This window comes from Delftia sp. 60, from assembly GCF_002754395.1.
GTDB classification, from domain to species: domain Bacteria; phylum Pseudomonadota; class Gammaproteobacteria; order Burkholderiales; family Burkholderiaceae_C; genus Comamonas; species Comamonas acidovorans.
Map to the genome: position 1 here is coordinate 3,269,008 of NZ_PEFD01000001.1, position 22,802 is coordinate 3,291,809.

A 22,802-nucleotide genomic window follows, 5' to 3' on the forward strand; every position below is an offset into this window, starting at 1 on the left:
TGCTGTCATTCCCATCTCAGAACGTTCCCCGCACGCCCACGCCGATCATGCGCGGCGCGGTCATGCTGGCCTCGATGCCGCCGATGCCGCGGTTTTGCTGCAGGTACGTCGGTGCGCGCCTGTCGAAGACGTTCTTGATATAGCCGTACAGCTGCACGCGCGCGCTGTAGGCATAGGTCATGCGCAGGTCGGCGATGGTGTTGGAGCCGACCGCATAGGCGCGCGTGTTGGCGGTATCGGAGTAGTAGCCGTCCAGGTGGCGCACCTGGCCGGAGACATTGAACCGGGGGCTGGCGTCCCAGCTCACGCCCAGGCTCAGGTTGTAGCCGGGCGAGCGGGCGAAGCGGTTGTGCTCGTAGCCGGGGTTGCTACCCATTTCCTCGATGCGGGTGCGCAGCACGCCCACGCCGGCCTTGATCCGCAGGTTGTCCAGCGCGCGGTAGTCGGCGCCCAGCTCGAAGCCGTAGGCATGGGCCTTCTCCGCGTTGATGGTGTAGGACTGGGCCACGCCCGGGGAGATGACCACGGGGATGTTGTACTGCGCATCCCGCATGTCCATGTAGAACAGGTTGGTGTTGAGCATCAGCCGGTCATCGAGCAGGCTGGCACGGCTGAACAGCTCGTAGTTCCAGATCGACTCCTTCTTGAAATACGCCCATTGCCGGCTGGTGAGGTTCAGCGACACACCGCCCGGGTTGTAGCCCCGGCTGACCAGCGCGCCCACGGTCCAGCGCGGTGTGGCGGCATAGGCCAGGGACAGCTTGGGCAGCAGTGCCGAGAAGGTTTTCGTGTAGTCGAGGGCGGTGGGTGCCAGCACCGAAGTGCCGGTGCGCACCACCTCGTCCTGCTGGTAGCGCAGGCCGCTGGTCAGGGTCCAGCGGTCGGCCAGGCGCCAGTTCAGCTCGCCGAAGACGCCCAGGTTCTTCTTCGTGTCGTCGAAGGCGGACAGGCCGCGCAGCAGCAGGCTTTCGTCCGTGCCGGTGCGCGCGTAGTAGACGCCGCCGAAGCCGCTCAGGCGGTCCTTGTCGCTGCCCACCAGGGCGCGGAACTCATTGGAGACATTGTTCTGGCGGATATCGGCATCGCCCTCGCCGGGAATGCCCGTGTAGCGCTGCACGGACGAGCGCGAATACTGGGACTGGTTGACCAGCCGCACGCCGTTGCCCAGCTCGTAGCTGAGGTCGAGGATGCCGGTGTCGGTCTTCTGCTTCCAGCTGGGCATGGTCGTCGTCCAGTGCTCCAGCGCGCTGAACGGAGCGGACGCTGCCTCCTGGCTGGGGCGGTTGCTGTCGTTGTGGGAATAGGTGAACTTGGCCTCCAGGCCCGGAATGCGGCTGGGCAGCCACAGGAACTTCATGCGTGCGTTCAGCGCGCGGAAATCCTGATCGGCCTGGCCCCGCTGGAACTGCGGATTGGTGTAGTCGATGAAGGTATCGCGCCCCGAGTAGTCCACGGCCAGCCGCGCGGCCAGCTCTTCGCCCACGGGGCCGGAGACGGCGATGGACGCACGCCGCGAGTGATAGTCGCCCGCCTCCAGCTGGTAGGCCCCTTCGCGCTTGAAGCTGGGGTCCTTGGTGTTCACGACGATGGCGCCCGCAATGGCATTGGCGCCCTGCGAGGTGGTCTGCGGGCCGCGGAACACCTCGATGCTCTCCACATCCCAGACCGAGGTCGCGCCGAAGAACATCTCGTTGTAGTTGAGGTAGTGCCCATCCAGGTTGATGGTGGCGCGCGGCACCGTGCCGCCCCAGAAGACGTTCTGGCCGTTGTTGGGACCCTGCGTGTCCTGCCCGCGGATGATGGGCGCACCCACCGTGTCGGTGTAGACCACGTTGGGCACATCGTGCAGTACCTCGTGGACCGAGGCATTGCCGGACTCCTGCCGGGCCAGGTCCTTGCCGGCCTTGACCGACACGGAGGAGGCCGTGTCCTTGAGTTCGCGCCTGACCTTTTCTCCGCTGACCACGACCGCTTCAAGCGCGTTGGATTCCCCCCGGAACCCGACGCGCCCTGTGCAAAGGCGCCGGCCGGCGCCATCAGGGTAGAGAGTGCGATGGCGCCCGCCCGGGACGGTAGCCTGCGATGGAAACACAGCTTCACAGCATCTTCCTTTGATGAGAATGATTCGTATTTTTCAAAGGTCGCCATCATGCATTGAAATTCCACAGTAGGGAATGCATTCCCACATGCGGAAGGAAGAAACAACGGAGAAATGGTGTGCGCGCACCCGTGCAGAGCCTTCGGCAGAGCCGGTATCATCGACACCGGCGGCGCCTGCGCCCCCACCTGCGATGCGCCTGGTACAGGCAAGAAAGCCCAGCCCTTGAAAACAACAACACCTCAGACGACAGCCGGCGAGAAGCGCTCCGGCACCATCCAGTCCGTCTCCATCGCCACCCGGTTTCTCATGGTCCTGGCCAATGCCGAAAGCGAGCTGGCGCTGGGCGAGGTGGCCCGGCGAACGGGAACGGGGGGCTCCACGGCCCACCGCTACCTGCAAAGCCTCGTCAAGGAAGGCCTGGCCAAGCAGGACCCGGCCAGCGGCCTGTATGACCTGGGCAGCGCGGCGCTGAGCATCGGCATTGGCGCGCTCAAGCGTGTGGATGCGGTGGAGATTGCGGCGCAGCGCATGAAGGCGCTGACGCACAGCCATGCGCTCAGCGGCGGCGTGGCCATCTGGACCGACCGGGGGCCCACCCTGGTGCGCTGGTACCGCAGCGCCTACTTCTCGATCAACCCGCTGGCGCTGGGCGACATCCTGCCCATAGACAACACCGCCTGCGGCCTGGTGTTCCAGGCCTTCCTGCCCAAGGCCACCATCGACGCCGCACGGCGCCAGCAGCCCGCCCATTTCCGTGGCAAGCTGCCGGCCAAGGCCGTGCTCGACGAAGTGCGCGAGCGCTGCTGGTCCGAGATGACCAGCCACCTGCTGTCCAACGTCACGGGCCAGGCGGCGCCGGTGTTCGATGCGCAGCATGAAATCGTCTGCGCGGTCACCACCGTCTCGGACCTGGGCCAGCTCAAGTCGCCGGAAGACCGGGTCGCGCTGTTCCGCGAGGCCAGCCTGATCAACCAGTCCACGGGCGGGCGGGCCTTCAGCGCAGATTCGCCTTGAAAGCCGCGCCGGGAAGAATGCCCGGGCGCCTCAGTTCCCTGCGGCACGCTCCATGGCATTCACGGCCCTGCGCCCCCTGGGCACCACCAGCGGCGTCCCCGACACAGGGTCTGCCATGATCACGGCCGGCAGGCCGAACACTTCCTGCACCAACTGCTCCGTGAAGATCGCCCCGGGCGCGCCTTGCGCGGCAATGCGCCCGTCGCGCATGGCGATCAGGTGCGAGGCATAGCGGCACGCCTGGTTGAGGTCGTGCAGCACCGCAACCACCGTGCGGCCGGCGTCGTTGAGATCCGCCAGCAGCTCCATCAGCTCGATCTGGTGGGCGATGTCCAGGAACGTCGTGGGCTCGTCCAGCAACAGGATCGGCGTCTGCTGCGCCAGCACCATCGCAATCCACACCCGCTGGCGCTGGCCGCCTGACAGCTCGTCCAGCAGGCGGTCGGACAGCGCTGCCACATCGGTGGCCTGCATGGCCTCGGCCACGGCCTGCTCATCCGCGTCCGTCCACTGCCTCAGGAAGGATTGATGGGGGTAGCGCCCCCGCGCCACCAGGTCCGCCACCGTGATGCCCTCGGGCGCCACCGCGCTTTGCGGCAGCAGGCCCAGGCGCCGCGCCACCTCCTTGGCGAGAAATTGCGAGATGTGCCGGCCATCCAGGATGACCTGCCCGGCCACCGGCACCAGCAGCCGCGACAGCGCGCGCAGCAGGGTGGACTTGCCGCAGGCATTCGGCCCCACGATGACGGTGAAGGAGCCATCGGGAATGGCAAGGGACAGGCCCTGCGAAATCGTGCGCTCGCCGTAGCGCAGCGTCACCGCATCAGCACTCAGGCGCTGCGTCATGGCCGGTCATTTCCCACAATCGATAGGTCCTTCGGTGTTTGCAATGTGGAATGAATTCTACAATACGGAATACGCTGAAGACGCCGCCCTGGCGCCCGGCCCCGTCGCTTCGGATCGAGATGAACAGACTCCAACTTGCCGCCCTGGGCGCGGCCGCCGCACTGGCCGTGCTGGCCTGTTTCGCATGGTTTCCACGCGCCGCCGTTCCCGTGGCGGGCGCCGCACCGCATACGTCGGATACATCGCATGCGTCGCATGCATCGGGTACGCCGGCTGCAGCACACGCAGACGATGCACCGCTGCCCCGGCGCATCGTCTCCACCTCGCCCAGCGTGACCGGCATCCTGCTTGCCATCGATGCGCCGGTCGTTGCGACCGCCGCGACCACGCCCAGCCGCATGACCGACGACAAGGGCTTTTTCTCGCAATGGGCCGCCGTTGCCGACAAGCGCGGCGTGCAGGTGCTCTACCGCAACCTGCAATTCGACATCGAGGCCGCCATCGGCGCCAGCCCCGACCTGCTGGTGGCCTCCGCCACCGGAGCCGACAGCGTGGCCCAGCACCGCACCGAACTGCAGGCGCAGGGCGTGCCCATGGTCGTGGTCGACTACTCCAGCCAGTCCTGGCAGGACATCGCCACCGAGCTGGGCCGCATCACGGGCCATGCGAAGCAGGCCGCCGCAGCCATTGCCCGCTTCGATGCCCATGTGGCGCAGACCGCCGCCTCCATCACGCCACCGGCCCAGCCCGTCAGCATCGTCGCCTACAACCTGGCCGGCAGCTACTCCATAGGCCGCGCCGCCAGCCCCCATGCGCGGCTGCTGGCCGCACTGGGCTTCAAGGTGGAGGGCCTGCCGCCCGCGCTGGCCGCGCAGGTCACGCGCGCCTCGGACTTCGAATTCATCTCCCGCGAGAATCTCTCGGCCGCCATCACCGGCGACTCCGTCTTCCTGCTCGGCGCCTCGCAGGGCGATGTGCAGGCCTTCCTGGACGATCCGCTGCTGGCCAACCTGCCCGCCGTTGCCGGCCGGCGCGTCTATCCGCTGGGCCCGACCTCGTTTCGCATCGACTACTACTCGGGGCAGCAGATGGTCGACGCCGTGGCAAGCCATTTCCGCTGAGCCATGCGTGCACGGCTCCAAGGCGCGGCGGCGCGGCCTGCCCAGCGCTCCTGTTTGCGCTCCTCCTCGCACTCCTCCCCGCGGTCCTCCCTGCTCTGCAGGCGATGGCTGGGCCTTGCAGGCGGGCTGCTGGCGCTGGCCATCATTGCCGTGCTCGGCATCACCGTCGGCTCGCGCGACATTGCGCTGGCCGACATCCTCGGCGCGCTGCGGGCTCCGGACCTGCGTGATGACCAGCACCTGATCGTCAGCCTGCTGCGCATGCCCCGCACCGTGGTGGCCATCCTGGCCGGCATGGCGCTGGGCGTGGCTGGTGCGCTCATGCAGGCCGTCACCCGCAATCCCCTGGCGGAGCCGGGCCTGCTGGGCGTCAACGCGGGCGCGGCGCTGGCCGTGCTTATCGGCATGACGGCCTTCGGCCTGACGTCCGTGCTCCAGTACGTCTGGTGCGCCTTTGCCGGCGCGGGGCTGGCGGGCGCCGCCGTCTTCGCGTTCGGCCAGTCCCGGGGCGCGGGCGCGCACCCGGTGCGCCTGGTCCTGGCCGGGGCCGGCCTGTCGGTCATGCTCACCTCCAGCGCCGGCATCATCCTGCTCAACGCGCCCCCGGAAGTCTTTGACGGCTTCCGCCACTGGGCAGCCGGCTCCCTGGAGGGCAGCGGCTATGCCAGCGCCGCCGTGCTGGCGGCCGCCGTGGCGGCGGGGCTGGCGGCGGCCTGGGCCATCGTCGGCCAGCTCAACGCCATGGCGCTGGGGCATGACGTGGGCCTGGCGCTGGGCGTCAATGTGCGCGCCACCGCGCAACTGGCCTGCCTGGCGGTCATGCTGCTGGCCGGGGCGGCCACGGCGGCCGTGGGGCCCATCGCCTTCGTCGGCCTGGTGGCGCCGCATCTTGCACGCCTCTCGTGCGGGCCGGACTACCGCTGGATACTGCCGCTGTCCGCGCTCTACGCGGCGGTGCTGCTGCTGGGTGCCGATGTGCTGGGCCGCGTCGTCGCGGCGCCTGCCGAAGTGGCTGCGGGCATCGTCGCCTGCCTGATCGGCGGGCCGTTCTTTGTCTGGGTGGCGTGCAGATACCGGTTGAGCAGGCTATGAAGACCTCCGTGAACACATCCGTTGTGCGCTGGGGAGCCTGTTCGTTTCTCTGGCGGCCCAGGCCGCTGGCCGTGGGCATGGCGCTGGTCGTGCTGGCCCTGGTGCTGGGTGTGCTGCTGCTGGGCACGGGAACCCTGTCCCTCAGCCCCGCCGAAGTGCTCGACAGCCTGCTGGGCACGGGCTCCAACCCCGCAGCAGAGCGCATCGTGCAGCGGGTGCGGCTGCCGCGTGTCCTCACGGCCATCTTCGTGGGCGCGTCTCTTGGCATGGCGGGTGCCATCTTCCAGTCCATCTCCCGCAACGCGCTGGGCTCGCCGGACGTGATCGGCTTCACCACCGGCGCGGCCAGCGGGGCGATTGCGCTCATCGTGCTGGGTGACGCCGGGCCGCTGTGGACATCGCTGGCCGCCGTGCTGTCGGGCATGGCCACGGCGGCGGTCGTGCTTGCGCTGTCCGGGGGCCGGCGTGCTGGCGGCGGCTACCGGCTGGTGCTGGTGGGCATAGGCGTGGGGGCCACTCTCTCGGGCCTGAACACCATCTTGCTGGTCATGGGGGACCTGGACCGGGCCGTTGCCGCGCAGCGCTGGCTGGCCGGCTCGCTCAGCGCGCGGACATGGGCGCATGTCGTACCCGCCGCAATGGGCTTCATCGCCATCGTGCCCGTCGTGCTGTGGTGCGCCCGGCGCATCAACCTGCTGGAGCTGGGCGACGATGCCGCCACCCAGCTCGGCGTCAACGTGCCGCGCACGCGGCTCACCATGGTGATGGCTGCCGTGGCCCTGACCGCCATCGCCACGGCAGCGGCGGGGCCCATCGCCTTCATCGCGCTGGCCGCGCCCCAGGTGGCCAGGCGCCTGGGCCTGTCGCCCGACGTGCCCCTGTTCACGGCGGCAGCCATGGGCGCCGTTCTGCTGCTGGCGGCCGACATGCTCAGCCAGTGGGCACCCGTGCGCCTGCATCTGCCCATCGGATTGGTGACGGGGCTGCTGGGCGGGGTGTATCTGCTGTGGCTGCTGTTTCGCACACGCAAGGGATAGACGGCCGTGCAGGGTGCAACGGGGCGCAGACCCAGTACCTCCGGGACTACCTGACGCCGCGCGCCACCCCAGGCCCCACCACGGTGTACACATGCCCGGCCTCTTCGGCAGCCACCTTGGCCGCCTCGCTGCGGCGCACCTCTGCCTGGTCCTCGTACTCGCAGTTCATCACCCGGGCTTCACTGCCCGCGAACTCCGCCAGCGATTCAGCGCTGTTGCGAATGGTCACCAGCGCCTGCGCCACCACGTCCAGCCGCTGATGGCCTTCGGGGATCTCCAGCCAGGCCAGCGCCAGCTGGGCCAGGGCGGAAACCTCGGCACAGCCTTGCTGCACGAAGCGGTCCATTTCATGCAGTGCTGTTGCGAGCTTCTGGGTCTGGGTGTTTTCGGGGGGAGGGGATGGGGGATGTGCTTCATGGGTTGCTGCTCCTGTGACGAAGCGCCGTGCTGCGGCGAGGACGTTCCGTAGCGATTCGTGGCTGCAAGCTAGAAAACTACGCAACTCGTAGTATCGAGAATACAGCATAACTACGAGTCTCGTAGCTTTTGGAAAGCACGAGATGTCAGACGCAGATGAACAGTGGGGCGCGAGGCTCAAGCAAGCTCGGCTTGCAGCAGACCTGTCCCAAAAAATGCTGGGAATTGAAGCTGGAATCGATCCGTTTGTGGCGAGTGCGCGGATCAATCGCTATGAGCTGGGGAAACACAAGCCGGACCTGCTGACCGTGCGCAAGCTGGCGGAAGTGCTCAAGGTTCCGATGGCGTTTTTCTATTCGGATACTGATGATGAGGTTGCGGAGTTGTTGCTCAGGTATGGGCAGGCGAGCAGGGCGGTGCGCAAGAGGGTGAGCGAGGTGTTGAAGGGGTAGGGTGTTCGGGTTGCGTGGAGGACGGCTTGCGACCCAAAGCGAGCTTCGGGCACTATTGTTTCAGCGGCACTACTTCTCTCCTCTGGGACGTAAGTCGAGGCCCCTGACAGCAACGAATGCCCCATACCCCAAGTTAGCCGTCAATCCCTTCGCTTCGGCGCTCAAACGGGCTATTACCTCTTCGAATTCCATCCGGCTTCCAGTATCCGGATCTTTCCAGTATCGATCTTTCACGATAGATATCAACAGGCAGCCTACGCGCCGGTGCTCCGGCACCATGTACTTCCCAACCAACTGCATATGGAGCGCATTCCGAAGATCGGGGAAGGTGTAGTCTTTTTCTCCGATCTTGAGCTCGATCACTGCCTCAAGATGTGCTGTAGTAGACACTAGACGGATATCGGACTCTTTCTCGTCGCCAGTCACTGCCTCCTGGTTGACCGTGTAGGCGCCCCGGGCCATCTTCTGCAATTCTGCTGCCAGCGCCCGGCGTAGCAATCGTTCTAAGGTGATCGTTGCCCAGAGCTCCCGCGGTGATACGTCCTGGAGCAAAAGATCTTCGATATCGGCAAGTCTCGTGTCGAGCAAGGCCGCCATCTCCACGCGGCTGGTTGGAGAGAAATCATGTTCTCGCTCCAGTTGCACGACGTCGGCCTCGCTCAGCACGACTGCATCCCAGTCTTCTGCCAGCTTCTCAATGGCAATCGTCCGGACGCGGTCGCGATAATGCGCGACTTCGGGGTCCTCGGCGAACTGCATCTTTATGTCCCATGCTCCAGGCCCCTTGATCCCCAGTAGCGTGTTCCCCAGTATGCTCCGGGCGCGCTGCGCATGATCTCGGGGACCGGGCGAGTAGACGCCCTCATGATTCAGGTCATCCTCAAGCCTGACGTGCCGATTGGCAAGCCTGACGAGCCGCAACAGCAGTTCAGGCGAAACCTCGAACTTGGACAGATCTAGATCGGATCCGTGACCGAATAGTGACGAGAACCAGTCGACCACCTGCGATTGCTGCGCAGGCAAGATCGACCTGGCCAGCCGCTCCATTTCTTCGACGCATACCACAGGATCCAGCCGAGCGAAGATCGGGAGCCAGAACAGGATTTCTGACGGTTCCGGGGAGCCTTGCAACTTCGGCATCCCTGTTACCCGTATGTATGCGATGTCTTGGTCATCTCCGTGGTCGAGAATAAGCTTCGTTGCGCGTCCTACTTTGTCTGTTTCTAGAATGGAAGCGTCCCCGTGGTCAAATGAGTCTTTCAGCCACGATCGAATGCCACCGAGGAACAGCGAGATGACCGCGGGAGACGCATGTGAGATATCCTGCAAGAGCATCGAATGCCTTGCATCTGCGTCCTTCAATTCGTCCATGAGCTCATTGCCGATCGTTGTATCCACAACAGCCGGATGTGCCTGAGCAACCGCTTCGAGCCAAGCTGGCAGTCGATTCAGATCCAGCAATGCGTAACGGCAAGCAAGGTCAGCTTCTTCTGTCGTGAGTTTGGCGGCCCACGAGGCGCCTTCGGACTCCGCATAAAGACCAGCAAGACCCATGTGCCATCGCACCAGATAGCTGTTTCTCTGGTCTGTCGGCCGCTCTGACTTCAGGGTGGGCCGGTCCTTGCGCCACGCTGCCGCGAGTGCACGCCTGAAGCGATCCACCATGTCCTTGTCGAAGACCCGCTCGATGAATCCAGGGTTCCATCCGGAGAGCGAGTGATGTCGAGCATCCTTATCCATGGCACGCCAAAGGTTCCAATTGGTTTTGTCGATGCAGCTCTCAGAGAAGGCGGTCTCCGGATCATTGTTCAGCTCTTGCCAGAACAGCTTCCAGCTGGCCATATTCTTGGCGTGCTTCCGTTGGGATTTTTCCCTGCGCTTTTCACTTTCTATCTGCCACGCAGGGGTAGGGCCCGGGTTCTCCACTGCGTTCAGATATTCTTTGGCGCGGTTCACCAGTACTGCGCTGTCACTGGACATAGTGACGAGTTGCTTCAGCCATGCAATGCGATGCTGATGGTCACCCGAGTAGCGGAGAGTGGTTTCCAAGGCGAGTTCGCGATCTACAAGCGACCTAGAGGTATCGGAGAGCGCCTCTAGCAGCCAGTCGGCATCCTTTTGGAGTTCGATCTGGTATGCGCCATGCGACTGGAACTGATGAAGGCGAAGGAACGGTTCGCAGTCGTCCTTCGGGCAGTACTCCCTGACCAGGCGGTCATTGGCCCAGAACGCGCCTGCCCGAACCTCGCTCGGCGCATCGGTGAGGACAGCACTCAGGGTCTTGGCGTGTTCGGTCGCGTCGTAATCCTCGTTCGCCAGTAATCCGGCCAACGCGACGGTATCCAAGAGATCAGAGCCGGTTTCTCGCATCTCCAGCCGACGCCGGCTGGCGACCAACAACGCCGGAACTAGATCCTGACGGTCGGATGTGACTCGATAGTACTGGTCGTGCCAGCGGCAACTGTTGGAAACCAGCTCTGCTAGTCCGTGTTGCAGTTCTGCCAAATCAGTAGACTCCAACTTCGCCTTAGCGATTGCCAACGGTAGCGTGGTTGAGATGCCCCCGATCTCACGCGATTTTGGAGAGAGCCGTGCAAGTGTCTTGACGAGTTGCGGAACCAACAAGTGTTGGGGGAACAGGTGGGGGATGACAGACCGCGCCAGATCCTCAGGCCAATCCGGAGATGATGCGGCGATCATATCCAACAATGCCGATAGGCGCGAATCCTGAAGGTCCGCGAGCGCCAGGAGCCCATTAAAACGATCGCGCGTATCGTTGTCTGGATCGGTGGCAACACGATAGGCGATGCCTGCGCACCCTGTCATCTGTCCAGCGCCGATCAGTTCAAGCAGCGTCTCCCGAACCTCGGGATTTCTGACGCAGCCAGCCCACAGGCCGGCGATGACATCGCTGAGATCGTTCGTCGCCAGGCGTTGGACCTGCAGACTCGGAATTCCCTGCCCCCTCCAGCCGCCGGAGCCATACATGTGAACGTATCGCTCCAACGCCTGCATCCGCAGCGTCAGGTTCAATGAACCGGGGTCGCCATATCGCAGCAGAACGCTCGGCTCATGCTCGAGCAGTTCGGTGCGAACCGTAGAAATGTGGGGCGCCAGCCAAGCCGCAACGGGCTGCAGCGAGGGCTTGACGATCCGCTGGCCCTCCGGTGTTGTCGCGAACAGCAGACGCATCAACGCCCGAATCGGAAGTCCGCGATCCACGAGCAATTTGAGTCGTTCCGCCGCTAGGAACTCGACGATGGATCGATTGTGGAATCGAACGCGCCCGTAGGTCGCGAAGCCAAACAGGGGACGTTCGAGCAGCGTTTTCACCTCATCGTCTGACCAGTCGTCCAGGATCTTGGCAGGATCCAGGGTTGCGTCCCCTCGGCCGCGGTCATTGTCGCTACTGTGCCACAGCGTCAATTTTCGCGAGAGAAGGGTAGCCAAGGCCAATCGGCCCGCCCCGCTGCGTGCCCGCTGTGGCGATAACTGTGTCCGTTCCGGCCTGTCGCCGCGGGCCCGAAGCTTGATATCGATGCTGCTATCCACTTGCTCGCGGTGGGCACGAATGCGTCCATGCACTTTCCAGTCACCACAAAGCTCCAGAAAATCCAACGGACGCTTAGCGAAGTCGTGAGCATGGTGGGCATTGACGGCGTCCAGCAGCGCATTCGGATGCACCACGCCTTGGGCAACTGCGAGTGCACGCATCTGCTTCTCGTCCAACGCCGACAGGGCGACAAATCGCCATTCCGGCGTTGTTCGCTTGGCCGAATTCTCTTTGTTCACGCTCATCGCCACGTTGGCGAAGTAGTCCTCCGGTACGAACACATCCGAAGGTGGTTGAACCGGGAGCCGCTTTCGAACGATATTCAAGTCGAAGGCGGTCGGGCGCGTCGTTAGCACGATGCACGCTCGCTCAAGGTTGCCGCCAAGGGACGCGGTGAACTGCTTGAGGGTCATCTCGAAAGATCGCTGAGTGAGCTTCAACTCATCGACCGAGTCCAAGAAGAAAAATGCACGTTCAGTCTGCGCTGCTTTCCAGCTATCGAAGCGCTGCTTCTCCTCGGCGGAGAACTGCCTTTCCAGCGGGTCCGTCGCCAGCGTGGCTAACTCCACAAAGAACGCAGATCGACCTTCCTCCCAAAGCCTTTGCTGCTGGCACTGGCACTCGTATGTCTTGCCCATGCCTGCTTCAGATACGATAAGAATGCGCTCGGAATCCAGCAGGGTAGACCAGCCAATCCTTCCCCCAATGGCGAGATCAGCCAGCATCTCGGCGGTCTCAATTTGGGTATTTTCATCGGTAGGCAGATCAAAAAAAGCGCGATTTAGTTCTTGGCCAGTCGTCGCCATGGGTCAAATGATGAGAGAGATGCTTTAGATAGTATCCGCTGGACTGGCGCTTCTGCTCAACCAATGATTGCACTACCTAGCCGGCCAACCACGACCAGGATGACGCAGCTAATTGGGTAGATCAGTCATCCGCAGATACCAAGCGGCCGCAACGGGCCGTAACCCGCTCCCCACCAACCGCCAAAACCCTCACCCAAACAACCCCCCTCATCCAACAACTCAAACGCCACCTCCGGCGTCCTCTCCATCCCCCGCCGAATCGCCGCAGGAATCGCTTGCCGTGTCTTGCTGCACAGCCCGCGCATGGGCAGGACCTCGATCTGGATGCCGCGCACGGTGCGCACTTCGCTGGCGCCGGGCTCGATGCGCACGCGGATGCCGAGCTGCTCATACATGCGCTGCTCCACATGGCGCAGGTCCTGCAGGCTGGTGATCTGTTCGAGCCGCAGCAGCAGGCGCTTTTCCTCTTCCCTGGTGAGTCGCAGGATGCGCTGGTCGGCCATGGAGTCGGCGAGCAGGGCGTCGTGCTCGCAGATGCAGGCGCCCGGAGGGCAGGGGACTCGGATCGGAATCGGAACGGGAAAGCTCATCGATGCCCAAGGAAGATCCGCCCCGGCCGGGACGGTGCAGGCCATGCTAGTTCAAGGCTGCGGCGGGGCCAAGGGGAAAGTCCTGGGCGCGCCTGCTGCCTGCGCCTGCTGTCTCTTCCCCCTCCCGTATGTCCGCGCCTGCGTCGTGGCGGTTGCGGGGTTGCAAGCCTGCCGAAGGACAGGCTTGCTTCGTCATCTGACTCGCCGTGATGTTTGAGTGAAGCGCGCAGCGCGCAACGAGTTTCACGGCGAACCCCGCAGCCGCCACGACGCAGGTTGCCCCGCAGCGAAGCGAAGGGGTCGCGGACATCCGGGTCGCCTTCTTTGATCTGACCTTTCTTGGCGAATCAAGAAAGGGCAGTCGGCTGCCGGGCCGAGACCCGGCCTCTAAAAGAAACCGCCCGGCAGGGGCAAGAAGAGCGCGCGGCGCTCAAATTTACAGACGGTCAACAACGCAAGGCCGCAGCCGCCAAGTCACACAAACTGACCCGCCCGCCTCACGACTTCTGACTCCTCCCATAAAGATTCTCCAACCCCGCCCACACCCTGCGCGTGAGCGGCTTGCTCTGCGCCGCAGGCCGCCGGTAGAGCCGTACGTTGATGGGCACGTCCTTGTCGGGCCCGGCCGCGCGGGCCAGGCGGCCTTCGGTCAGGTCGGTCTTGACCAGGGTGAGCGGCAGCCAGGCCAGGCCCAGGCCCTGGTGGACCATGGCGTGCAGGGAGTCGGCGAGGTCGGCCTCGTAGACGGTGCGCAGGCGAGTGGTGTCGCACAGTTCGTGCAGGTGGCTGCGCAGGATCTTGCCCAGGGACATGCTTTGCGCGTAGTCCAGGTAGGGCACCAGCGGGCCGCCGCCGTGGGCGGGCAGGGCGTACTTGGGCAACTGCGGGACCAGAGGGATGCTGACGGGGATCAGCGTGTCCTGGCCCACGGGCAGCCAGGCCAGGTGGTGGCCCTGCAGGCTGCCTTCGATGGCGGGCTGGGCGTGGCACATGAGCAGGTCCACCTTGCCTTGCAGCAGCATTTCCACGCCGTAGTCCAGGCTGGTGGTGACCACTTTCCAGCACAGCTGGGGCATGGCCTGGTTGAGGGCGGTGATGATGCCCGGCAGGACGGTGTGCGACAGCGTGCGGCCGGCCGCGATGGTGATGGTTTCATCGCGCGTGCGGTGGGGGCGCTGCAGCAGGCCGTGGGTCTGCTCCAGGATGCCCAGCACTTCATGGGCCGAGGCCAGCAGCGTCTTGCCGGCGGCCGTGAGCGTGGTCGACTGGTGGCCGCGCTCGACCAGGGGCGTGCCCGCCCATTCCTCCAGCGCGCGGATGCGGCGGCCAAAGGCAGGGTGGGTGATGTGGCGGCGCTCGGCGGCCTTGTAGAGGCTGCCGGTGTCGGCCAGGGCCTGCAGGTCCTGCAGCAGTTTGAGGTTGAGTTCGTGCATGGGTAGGGTGGGTGCAGGGCTGTGCTGATCCGGCACAGCGCCGCCGCAATCGGCACAGCACCAAGGCGGGGCATGCCTAGCATGGCGGCATGCGAGAGAAGCCCTGTTATGCCTGAAGTTTGCCTCAGGAAGATGCAAAGCCATTTCATTGGCGGTGCGCAGCGCACGGTGCGGGATCTGCCGATCCAGCACAGGGAAGTGGTGCGCAATGGCGGCGAGCGGCCGCTGGACATGAATGGCAGCTATGCCGTGGGCCAGATGTACGCCATGGAGTACCGGCTGGCGCGTCCGCGCAGCCCCCTGCCGGTGCTGCTGTGGCACGGCGGCGGCATGACGGGTGCGCAGTGGGAGTCCACGCCCGATGGGCGCCAGGGCTGGCTGTGGCGCCTGCTGGAGGCCGGCCATGACGTGGTGGTCTGCGATGCCGTGGAGCGCGGCCGCGCGGGCTGGGCGATGTTCCCCGAGATCTATGCCGAGGCGCCCGTGTTCCGCAGTGCCGAGGAGGCGTGGACGCTGTTTCGCATAGGCCATGCGGCGCCTTCAGGCGACGGTGTGGGCGAGCCCTTCGTTGGCCAGCGGTTTCCACATGAGAATTTTGACGCCCTGGTGCGGCAGATGGTGCCGCGCTGGCTGGGGCACGAGGCCATGGCCATGGCGGCCTATGACGCGCTGCTGGAGCAGTTCGGCCCCTGCGTGGTGATGGGCCACAGCCAGGGCGGTGGCTTTGCCGCGCATGCGGCCAGCCGCAAGCCGCACCTGGTGCGCGCCGTGGTGGGCGTGGAGCCTACGGGCATGCCGGTGGTGCAACAGGAGCAACAGGGGCAGGAGGGGGCGGATGCCTTCGCGCCTGCATCGGCCATCCCGCACCTGGCGGTGTGGGGCGACCATTTCGCGCACAGCCCGCAGTGGCAGAAGTACCGCGCGCAGACCGATGTGTATTGGCAGCTGCTGCGCCGCCTGGGCGGCCGTGCCGAGGTGCTGGACCTACCGGCCGCTGGCATCACCGGCAATTCGCATTTCTGCATGCTGGACACCAATGGCGACGAGGTGCTGGGCCAGGTGCTGGCCTGGCTGGAGCGCCTGGGCCGGTGACTGGAGAGTGCTGGTCCCGAAGAATTTCAACGAGGAGAAAAATCTCATGCAACGCCGCAATTTCATGATCCGCAGCCTGTCTGCAACCACGGCGGCCCTGGCCCTGGGCGCGCTGGCGCCCGCGCAGTCGGCCCTGGCAGCCGATGCAGGCTGGCCCACGGCCGAGCCCATCCGCCTGATCGTGCCCTTCCCGCCGGGCGGCACGGCCGATGTGGTGAACCGCCTGTTCGCGCAGCAGCTGGGCAAGGTGCTGGGCGCCTCGGTGATCGTGGAGAACAAGGCCGGTGCCGGTGGCTCGCTGGGCACACGCTTCGTGGCCGATGCCAAGCCGGACGGCTATACGCTGCTGGGCGCCACGTCCAGCACGCACGGCACGAATCCGGCCGTCTACACCAAGCTGCCGTATGACGCGGTGAAGGACTTCACGCCCATCACCCAGGTGATCACGGTGCCGGGCGTGCTCAGCGTGCATCCCTCGGTCAAGGCGGCCAATCTGAAGGAGCTGATCGCGCTGGCCAAGGCGCAGCCGGGGCATCTGTCGTATGCGTCCTCGGGCGCGGGCGGTCTGGGTCATCTGGCCATGGAGCTGTTCAAGGCCAAGGCGGGCGTGCAGATCATGCATGTGCCCTACCGTGGCGCGGGCCCGGCCTTCACCGATCTGATCGGCGGCCAGGTGTCCATGCTGTGGGAGCCGCTGCCGGCCTCGCTGCCGCACATCAAGTCCGGCAAGATCCGCCCGCTGGCCGTGGCCACGGCCCAGCGCAGCAGCGAGCTGCCCGATGTGCCGACCTTTGCCGAGTCCGGCGTGCCCGGCTACGCCGTGCAGGCCTGGAACGGCCTGCTGGCGCCCAAGGGCCTGCCCAAGGACATCCGCGACAAGCTGCACAAGGCCAGCGTGCAGGCCCTGGCCGATCCGCAACTGCGCCAGCGCCTGGCGGAGCTGGGCGGCACAGTGGTGGCCAATACGCCGGAGCAGTTCGGCGCGGTGATCCTCAAGGATGTGACGACCTGGAAGCAGGTGGCCGCTTCGTCGCAGATCAGCCTGGACTGATGTGGCGGGCACCGGGGAAAGCCCTGTGTCCCGGCGCCCACGGGTGGCGGGGCCAAGTGTCGTGACGGTGCCATAGTCCGGGGGTGGCGGTCCGGGCGCGTTGCCTGCGGCCGCGAACAAGGCCGCGAACAAGGCGGACCGCCTGACCTGCCGCTCTCAAGCCATGGACATCAACCTCATCCGCAATTTCGTAGAGATCGTGGACGCGCGCAGCCTCAGCGCTGCGGCGCGCAAGCGCGACATCACGCGCTCCAAGGTGAGCAAGGAGCTCAAGGCGCTGGAGACGGCGCTGGGCGTGACCCTGCTGCACCGCACGACGCGCAGCTTTTTGCTGACGGCGGCGGGCGAGGTGCTGTACGAGCATGGGCGCAGCATCATTCAGGAGGTGGAGGCGGCGCAGGGCGCCATCGACGCGCTGCAGCATGTGGTGACGGGCTCGGTGCGGCTGAGCATTCCCACGGGCCTGGGCGAGCTGTACCTGGCCGACATGCTGCTGGCCTTCCAGAAGCGGCACCCGCAGGTGCGCATCCGCGTGCTGTTCTCCAACCGGGTGAGCGATCCCATGAGCGCCCAGGTGGATGTGGCCGTGCGCGTGGCGCGCGACGTGCAGGAGCACCTGGTGGCGCGCGACCTGGGGCCGGTGGGCTTTGGCCTGTATGCCAGCAGCGCCTATGCCAAGGCGCGGCCGTTCCATGACCCCGCCGAGATTCCCCACGGCGTGCTGCTGACGCCGCCCGGCGATGGCAAGACCTATGCCGTCTCGGTGAAAAAGGGGCAGCAGGAGATTGCGCTCAAGTGCGAGCCCTGCATCACCAGCGAGCATTTCCCCTTCCTCAAGCAGTCCATGCTCCGGGGCAGCGGCGTGGCCACCTTGCCCAACTACATGGTGATGGACGAGCTGCGATCGGGCGCCGTGCAGCGCGTGTGCCCGGACTGGACGGTGTCCGGCCTGGGCGACCGGCTGTACATCATCACGGCCGAGGACCGGCGGCCCTCGCATGCCGTCAAGGTGATGACCGAGTTCCTCAGGGCCAGCCTGCTGCGCTTCGTGGAGCAGGCCGAGGTGTCCGGCCCTTAGGTCCTTAGTTCATCACCTTTTCGGTCTTCAGTTCTCCAGCGCAATCGCGTTGTCCGCGATCACCTTGCGCCACATCTGGCCGTCAGCGGCCAGGAAGTCGTCGAGCTGGGCCTGGGTCTGGGGCTTCCTGGCGGCCAGGGTCTGGTTGCCCAGGGCGCTGGCGAACTCGGGGTTGAGCATGACCTTGTTGACGGCGGCCTGCAGGGTGTTGCGCGCGTCGGCTGGCGTGCCTGCGGGCACGGCAATGCCGAACCAGGTGGAGGCCCTGAAGCCCGGCACGCCCGATTCTGCAATGGTGGGCGTCTGCGGCAGGAACTGCGAGCGCTCCGGCCCGGTGGTGGCAATGGCCACCAGCTTGCCGGCCTTGATGTGGGGCAGGGAGGTGCCGGCCACGTCCACCATGAGCTGGGTGTCGTTGGCCATGAGGGCGGTGAGGGCCGGCGCGCTGCCGTTGAAGGGAATGTGGGTGGCGGCCACGTCCAGGCGGGACTTGATCAGCTCGGTGGTCAGCTGCAGCGGGTTGCCCAGGCCGACCGAGCTGTAGTTGAGCTTGCCCGCGTGGGCCTTGGAGTAGGCCTTGAGGTCGGCCACGTTTTTGATGCCGGTCTGGCTGTTGGTGACCAGCACCAGCGGGGCCTCGGCCAGGATGTTGGTGAGCTTCAGTTCCCGGTCGGGGTTGTAGCTCAGCTTTTTGTAGAGCAGGGGGTTGAGCACCATGCTGGCATTGCTGGCCAGCAGCAGGGTGTAGCCGTCGGCCGGCGAGCGCGCCACGGCCGAGGCGGCAATCATGGTGTTGGCGCCCGGCCGGTTCTCCACGACCACGGACTGCTTGAGCTCCGTGGACAGGTGCGTGGCCAGGGTGCGGGCCAGCACATCGACCGAGCCGCCCGGCGCATACGGGGCGATGAGCTTGATAGGCTTGCTGGGGTAGTCGGACTGGGCGAACCCGGGGGCTGCGGCTGCGGTGGCCGCAGCGGCAAGCAGCAATGCAATGGCCTTGTTCATGCGTTGTCTCCTTCTCTTTCGGTGTTGGCGGGTTCAGATCTTGCGCTGCGTCGCGCCCCAGTGGGCGTCGCGCAGCTTTCTTTTGGCGATCTTTCCGTTGTCGTCGCGGGGCAGGCGCTGGAAGACGAAGCTGCGCGGCAGCTTGTAGGCCGCCAGCCGGCCGCGCAGCCATTCTTTCAGTTCCGCCTCGGGCAGTGTGCCTGACTGGCCGGGCTCGACCAGGGCCAGCAGCCGTTCGCCGTACTCGGCATCGGGCACGCCGATGACGGCGCAGTCTGCTATGCCGGGGTGCCTGAGCAGCTCGTTCTCTATCTCGGCCGGGTAGATGTTCACGCCGCCGGAGATCACCATGTCCGAGTCGCGGTCGCAGACGTAGAGAAAGCCTTCTTCGTCCAGGTAGCCCATGTCGCCCAGGGTGATCAGGCCGCCCTGGTCCATCTTGCGGCGGGCCTCTTCGTTGCCCTTGTAGGTGAAGTCGGCATAGGCGGGCTGGCGCACGTAGATCAGGCCGACCTCGCCCGTGGGCAGGGCCTGGCCCTGCCTGTCGAGGATGCGGACCTCGGCATCCTGCAGCGGCAGGCCCGCGCTGCCCGGGTGGGTGAGGGCGTCGGCCGAGCCGATGAAGGTGACCAGGCCCGACTCGCTGGAGGCATAGGTCTCGTTGATGATGGGCCCCATCCACTCGATCATGGCCTTCTTGACCTCGGGCGCGCAGGGCGAGCCGGTGGAGGCGATGAAGCGCAGCGAGGAGATGTCGTAGCGCTCGCGCACTTCGCGCGGCAGCCGGAGCAGGCGCACGTACATGATGGGCACCATGTAGGCCGTGTCGATGCGGTGCTCCTGCACCAGCTGCAGGAAGCGCTCGGGGTCGAAGCGCTGCTCCAGCACCACCAGCTCGCTGAGCATGAGCGCGTTCTGGAAGTACAGGCTGGGCGCGCTGTGGTAGATGGGCGCGGTCAGCAGGGTGCGCGCGCCGGGCTGCAGGCCGTAGGCGGTGGCGATCAGCGCCTGGTTCACGGCCAGGCGCCGGGGCAGTTCTTCCACGGGAAACGCCTTGCGCAGCACGCCCTTGGGGCGGCCCGTGGTGCCCGATGTATAGGCCATGTGGCCGCGCGGCGCGACCAGCGGCCCGTCGTAGGGGGCCTGGGCGGCCAGCCAGGTTTCGTAGTCCTGCTCCGGCTCGCGTGCGTGGGCGACGCGCCGGGGCAGGTCCGCATAGAGTTCGCCCTTGAGGCCGTCGAGCAGGTCCTGGCTGGTGATGAGGGCGCGGGCGCCGCTGTCGGCCAGGATGTAGTCGATCTCCGTGGCCGTGAAATGCCAGTTGACGGGGCAGTAGTAGATGCCCGCAATGCGGCAGGCATGGACCACGTCGGCGTATTCGATGCCGTTGCGCAGGAAGACGGCCAGCACGTCGCCTTCGGCCAGGCCCAGGCTGCGCAGGCCCTGGGCCAGCTGGCGGCCGCGCTGCTGCTGGGCGGCGCCGGTCAGCGTGCGCTGTTCGAAGACCAGGGTGGAATGGGGCGTGGCGGCGGCGCTCATGTGGGCGTGGCCTCCTGCTCCCCATCGTTGACGTTGGGCTGGTTGGCGGCCTTGGCCATCTGCCGGGCGCGCGCCCAGTCGGCATCGTCCCAGGCCTGGTATTCGGTGAAGTAGGCGCCGTTGGCCAGGGCGTCGCCGCCGTCCAGCGTGATGGTCTGGCCGTTGAGCCAGGTGTTGCCCGGGGCCAGGATGAAGGCGGCCATGTTGCCGATGTCCTCGCCCGTGCCCAGGCGGCGCGTGGGGTTGTCCAGGCGGCGGCGGTCGGCCGAGTCCTCGTTGCCGTCGATCCTGGGGCGCAGGCGCTGGCTGGCGCCCTGGGTGGGAATCACGCCCGGCGCAATCGCGTTGAACCGTATGCGCTTGGGACCCCATTCCACGGCCAGCGATTTGGTCATGGCGTCCAGCCCGGCCTTGGACATGGCCGAGGGCACGACGAAGGGCGAACCCGTGTCCACCCAGGTGACGACGATGGACAGCACCGAGCCCGGCAGCCCTTCGGCGATCCAGCGGCGGCCCACGGCCTGGGTGACGTAGAAGGTGCCTCGGAAGACGATGTCCGAGATGGCATGGAAGCCGTTGATGCTCAGGTCCTCGGTGCGGCTGACGAAGTTGCCGGCCGCGTTGTTGACCAGGCTCGTCAGCGGGCCGTGTTCGGCCCAGATGCGGTCGATGACGGTGTGCACGGCCTCGGGCTGGCGAATGTCGAGTTCATGCGCAAAAGCCTGCGCGCCCGTGTCGTTGTTCAGCATCTCGCAGGCCTGCTGCACCACGGAGCGCCGCCGGCCGCACAGGTGCAGCTCGGCGCCCAGTTCCGCCAGCTTGGCCGCCATGGCCAGGCCCAGCCCCGTGCCGCCCCCGGTGATCAGGACGCGCTGGCCCTGGAATAGATTGGCTTCGAACATGCTTGTCTCCTTTTGCTTTCACTCTAGGGAGACAGGGGCGGCTGGCAAAGGAGGGTGGTGGAACGCGGTTGGTTCCGTGGTGGAAACAATGGGCGGGGTTTCGGGCTGTGATCACAGCCAGTTGACGAAACAGTCCTGCCCTTCGGCAGGACTGCAACCCCGCAACCGCCGCAAGCTGCAAGGCGCAGGCGGGGGCATACGGGGTGGGGTCTGCAGAACCGCCCGGGGGTTCAGGGCGCAGCCCTGTGCCCCGCCTTGCCCGCTGCGCTGCGCAGGTCGGCCACCTGGGCGGCGGTCACATCGGCAGGCTGGCCGCCCAGGGCCGTGCGGGTGTAGTTGGCCAGGGCGGCGACTTCGCCATCGGTCAGCTCCTGCATGAAGCCGGGCATGCCGGGCAGGGGCGTGGGGCCCTGCTGGGTGGCCGGGTGCTTGGGCAGGCCGACGAGGATGGCCAGCACCAGGTTGCGGGCGTCGGCCTGGCGCACGGTGCTGTTGCCCTTGAGCGGGGGCATGGTGAGGCTGCGGCCCAGGCCCTCGCTGCCGTGGCAGCTGGCGCACAGCGCCATGTAGTGGCCCCGGCCCGCGTCCAGCGTGCCCGCGCCGTTGCCCCCGCTGTTGCCGGTGCCGGAATCCGGGGGCGCGGCGGCCGGCAGGGGCTGGGGCGCGGGCGGGTTATCGCCCAGCAGGAAGGTGGACAGCGCCGTCATGTCCTCGGCCGTGAGGTACCGGGTGCTGTTGGCGATGACCTCGTGCATTTCATCGAAGGCGCTGCCGTGGGCCGAGAAGCCCGTCTGCAGGAACTGGGCCATGCCCTCGCGCGTCCAGCCGCGTGCGGCCAGGGCTTCGGCGGTGATGCCGGGGGCCGTGAACAGCGACAGCGTGCCGCCCTGCAGCCAGCGGTCCTTCTGCATCTGGCCGAACATGCCGCGCGGCGTGTGGCATTCGGCGCAGTGGCCCATGACATTGCCCAGGTACTGCCCGCGCAGCCAGGCCGGGCTCTGGCCCTGCGAGCCCACGGGCAGGGGCGCGCTGGACAGGAACAGCGTCTTCCAGCCGAACATCAGCACGCGCAGGTTGAAGGGGAAGGGCAGGGCGGGCTTGGTGTTGGGCTGGGCCACGGGCCGGATGTTCATCAGGTAGCCGTAGATCAGGTCCGAGTCTTCGCGGCTCATCAGGTGGTAGGAGGCATAGGGCATGGCCGGGTAGAGCTGGCGCCCGCCCGGCGCCGTGCCGCGGGTGACGGCGGCGTGGAATTCCTCGGCCGTCCAGCGGCCTATGCCGTGGTCCGGGTCGGGGGTGATGTTGGTGCCGTAGAGGGTGCCGAAGGGCGTGGGCAGGGGCTTGCCGCCCGCAAAGGGCTGGCCTTCCCGGGCGCCACCCATGCCACCCACCCCGTCATGGCAGGCCATGCAGTCGGCGGCGCGCGCCAGGTACAGGCCCTGGGCCAGCTGCTGGGGGCTGCGGTGCACGGCCTGCGGCTCGCGCTGGGGCACATGGGGCCGGTTGCCCCAGACGGCGGCAATGGCAAACAGCACGGCCAGCAGCAGGAGGATGAGCAGCAGCCCGCGCCAGCGGCGCCTGTGCCTGCGCGGTGGCGGGGGGCGGGCACCGCTGTAGTCTGCGGGTGGCGCGGCGGCGGGGGCGGCTGCGCTGGGGTCGGCGGCGGACATGGC

Annotated in this window: 18 protein-coding genes; 8 read left to right on the forward strand and 10 right to left on the reverse strand. The window is 66.3% G+C overall.

The genetic code is table 11. From position 1 onward, the window contains the following. Positions 1-16 precede the first annotated feature (16 nt). Complete coding sequence (locus CLV01_RS14840; protein ID WP_228676785.1) at positions 17-1,966, reverse strand: TonB-dependent receptor; 1,950 nt, start codon at positions 1,964-1,966, stop codon at positions 17-19. 357 nt (positions 1,967-2,323) lie between these two features. Between CLV01_RS14840 and CLV01_RS14845 the strand changes: the two genes are divergently transcribed. Beyond that, the gene (locus tag CLV01_RS14845) at positions 2,324-3,115 is read left to right on the forward strand and encodes an IclR family transcriptional regulator (RefSeq protein ID WP_099733964.1); all 792 of its coding nucleotides are present in this window, start codon (positions 2,324-2,326) and stop codon (positions 3,113-3,115) included. Positions 3,116-3,145: 30 nt separating this feature from the next. Here CLV01_RS14845 and CLV01_RS14850 read toward each other — a convergent pair whose 3' ends face one another. Beyond that, the gene (locus CLV01_RS14850; RefSeq protein ID WP_099733963.1) at positions 3,146-3,961 is read right to left on the reverse strand and encodes an ABC transporter ATP-binding protein; all 816 of its coding nucleotides are present in this window, start codon (positions 3,959-3,961) and stop codon (positions 3,146-3,148) included. 119 nt (positions 3,962-4,080) lie between these two features. Between CLV01_RS14850 and fepB the strand changes: the two genes are divergently transcribed. Genes fepB through CLV01_RS14865 form a run of 3 tightly spaced genes read left to right on the forward strand, consistent with a single transcriptional unit; the run spans position 4,081 to position 7,211 of the window. Then, positions 4,081-5,082: a Fe2+-enterobactin ABC transporter substrate-binding protein gene (gene fepB / locus CLV01_RS14855; RefSeq protein ID WP_099733962.1), complete on the forward strand. Its 1,002-nt coding sequence runs from the start codon at positions 4,081-4,083 to the stop codon at positions 5,080-5,082. 3 nt (positions 5,083-5,085) lie between these two features. Beyond that, positions 5,086-6,174, forward strand: coding sequence for a FecCD family ABC transporter permease (locus CLV01_RS14860; RefSeq protein WP_099733961.1), 1,089 nt, complete (start codon positions 5,086-5,088; stop codon positions 6,172-6,174). Further along, positions 6,171-7,211 carry a FecCD family ABC transporter permease gene (locus CLV01_RS14865; protein ID WP_099733960.1) on the forward strand — a complete coding sequence of 347 codons (1,041 nt, stop codon included), beginning with the start codon at positions 6,171-6,173 and terminating at the stop codon, positions 7,209-7,211. The genes CLV01_RS14860 and CLV01_RS14865 overlap by 4 nt, the downstream gene beginning before the upstream one ends. 46 nt (positions 7,212-7,257) lie before the next feature. On the opposite strand, the gene CLV01_RS14870 is transcribed toward CLV01_RS14865, so the two are convergent. Beyond that, the gene (locus tag CLV01_RS14870; RefSeq protein ID WP_239009401.1) at positions 7,258-7,557 is read right to left on the reverse strand and encodes a hypothetical protein; all 300 of its coding nucleotides are present in this window, start codon (positions 7,555-7,557) and stop codon (positions 7,258-7,260) included. 214 nt (positions 7,558-7,771) lie between these two features. Between CLV01_RS14870 and CLV01_RS14875 the strand changes: the two genes are divergently transcribed. Then, positions 7,772-8,080, forward strand: coding sequence for a helix-turn-helix domain-containing protein (locus CLV01_RS14875; protein ID WP_013802868.1), 309 nt, complete (start codon positions 7,772-7,774; stop codon positions 8,078-8,080). Between the two features lie 69 nt (positions 8,081-8,149). Here the strand turns inward: CLV01_RS14875 and CLV01_RS14880 are convergent, their stop codons facing one another. From CLV01_RS14880 to CLV01_RS14890, 3 genes are all read right to left on the reverse strand, one after another. After that, entirely contained in the window at positions 8,150-12,439 is a 4,290-nt protein-coding gene (locus CLV01_RS14880) for an ATP-binding protein (protein WP_099733958.1), read from the reverse strand. Between the two features lie 125 nt (positions 12,440-12,564). Continuing rightward, positions 12,565-13,074 (reverse strand): hypothetical protein, encoded by a 510-nt coding sequence (locus CLV01_RS14885; RefSeq protein ID WP_099735301.1) that lies wholly within the window; start codon positions 13,072-13,074, stop codon positions 12,565-12,567. Between the two features lie 452 nt (positions 13,075-13,526). Continuing rightward, positions 13,527-14,462, reverse strand: coding sequence for a LysR family transcriptional regulator (locus CLV01_RS14890; RefSeq protein ID WP_013802857.1), 936 nt, complete (start codon positions 14,460-14,462; stop codon positions 13,527-13,529). 132 nt (positions 14,463-14,594) lie between these two features. Here CLV01_RS14890 and CLV01_RS14895 point away from each other — a divergent pair, with 132 nt between their 5' ends. The 3 genes from CLV01_RS14895 (at position 14,595) to CLV01_RS14905 (ending at position 17,683) form a co-directional block, all read left to right on the forward strand. After that, positions 14,595-15,554 carry an alpha/beta fold hydrolase gene (locus CLV01_RS14895; protein WP_099733956.1) on the forward strand — a complete coding sequence of 320 codons (960 nt, stop codon included), beginning with the start codon at positions 14,595-14,597 and terminating at the stop codon, positions 15,552-15,554. A 46-nt stretch (positions 15,555-15,600) separates the two neighbouring features. Then, the gene (locus CLV01_RS14900) at positions 15,601-16,605 is read left to right on the forward strand and encodes a tripartite tricarboxylate transporter substrate binding protein BugE (protein WP_013802855.1); all 1,005 of its coding nucleotides are present in this window, start codon (positions 15,601-15,603) and stop codon (positions 16,603-16,605) included. Between the two features lie 163 nt (positions 16,606-16,768). Beyond that, on the forward strand, positions 16,769-17,683 hold the full coding sequence (locus tag CLV01_RS14905; protein WP_016448094.1) for a LysR family transcriptional regulator: 915 nt from the start codon (positions 16,769-16,771) through the stop codon (positions 17,681-17,683). 27 nt (positions 17,684-17,710) lie between these two features. On the opposite strand, the gene CLV01_RS14910 is transcribed toward CLV01_RS14905, so the two are convergent. The 4 genes from CLV01_RS14910 to CLV01_RS14925 form a co-directional block, all read right to left on the reverse strand. Next, on the reverse strand, positions 17,711-18,688 hold the full coding sequence (locus CLV01_RS14910; protein ID WP_012205004.1) for a Bug family tripartite tricarboxylate transporter substrate binding protein: 978 nt from the start codon (positions 18,686-18,688) through the stop codon (positions 17,711-17,713). Positions 18,689-18,721: 33 nt separating this feature from the next. Further along, positions 18,722-20,227 carry an acyl-CoA synthetase gene (locus CLV01_RS14915; protein ID WP_099733955.1) on the reverse strand — a complete coding sequence of 502 codons (1,506 nt, stop codon included), beginning with the start codon at positions 20,225-20,227 and terminating at the stop codon, positions 18,722-18,724. Further along, entirely contained in the window at positions 20,224-21,129 is a 906-nt protein-coding gene (locus CLV01_RS14920) for an SDR family oxidoreductase (RefSeq protein WP_013802852.1), read from the reverse strand. Before CLV01_RS14920 ends, CLV01_RS14915 begins: the two co-directional genes overlap by 4 nt. A gap of 230 nt (positions 21,130-21,359) precedes the next feature. After that, on the reverse strand, positions 21,360-22,799 hold the full coding sequence (locus tag CLV01_RS14925) for a c-type cytochrome (protein WP_099735142.1): 1,440 nt from the start codon (positions 22,797-22,799) through the stop codon (positions 21,360-21,362). Positions 22,800-22,802 lie beyond the last annotated feature (3 nt).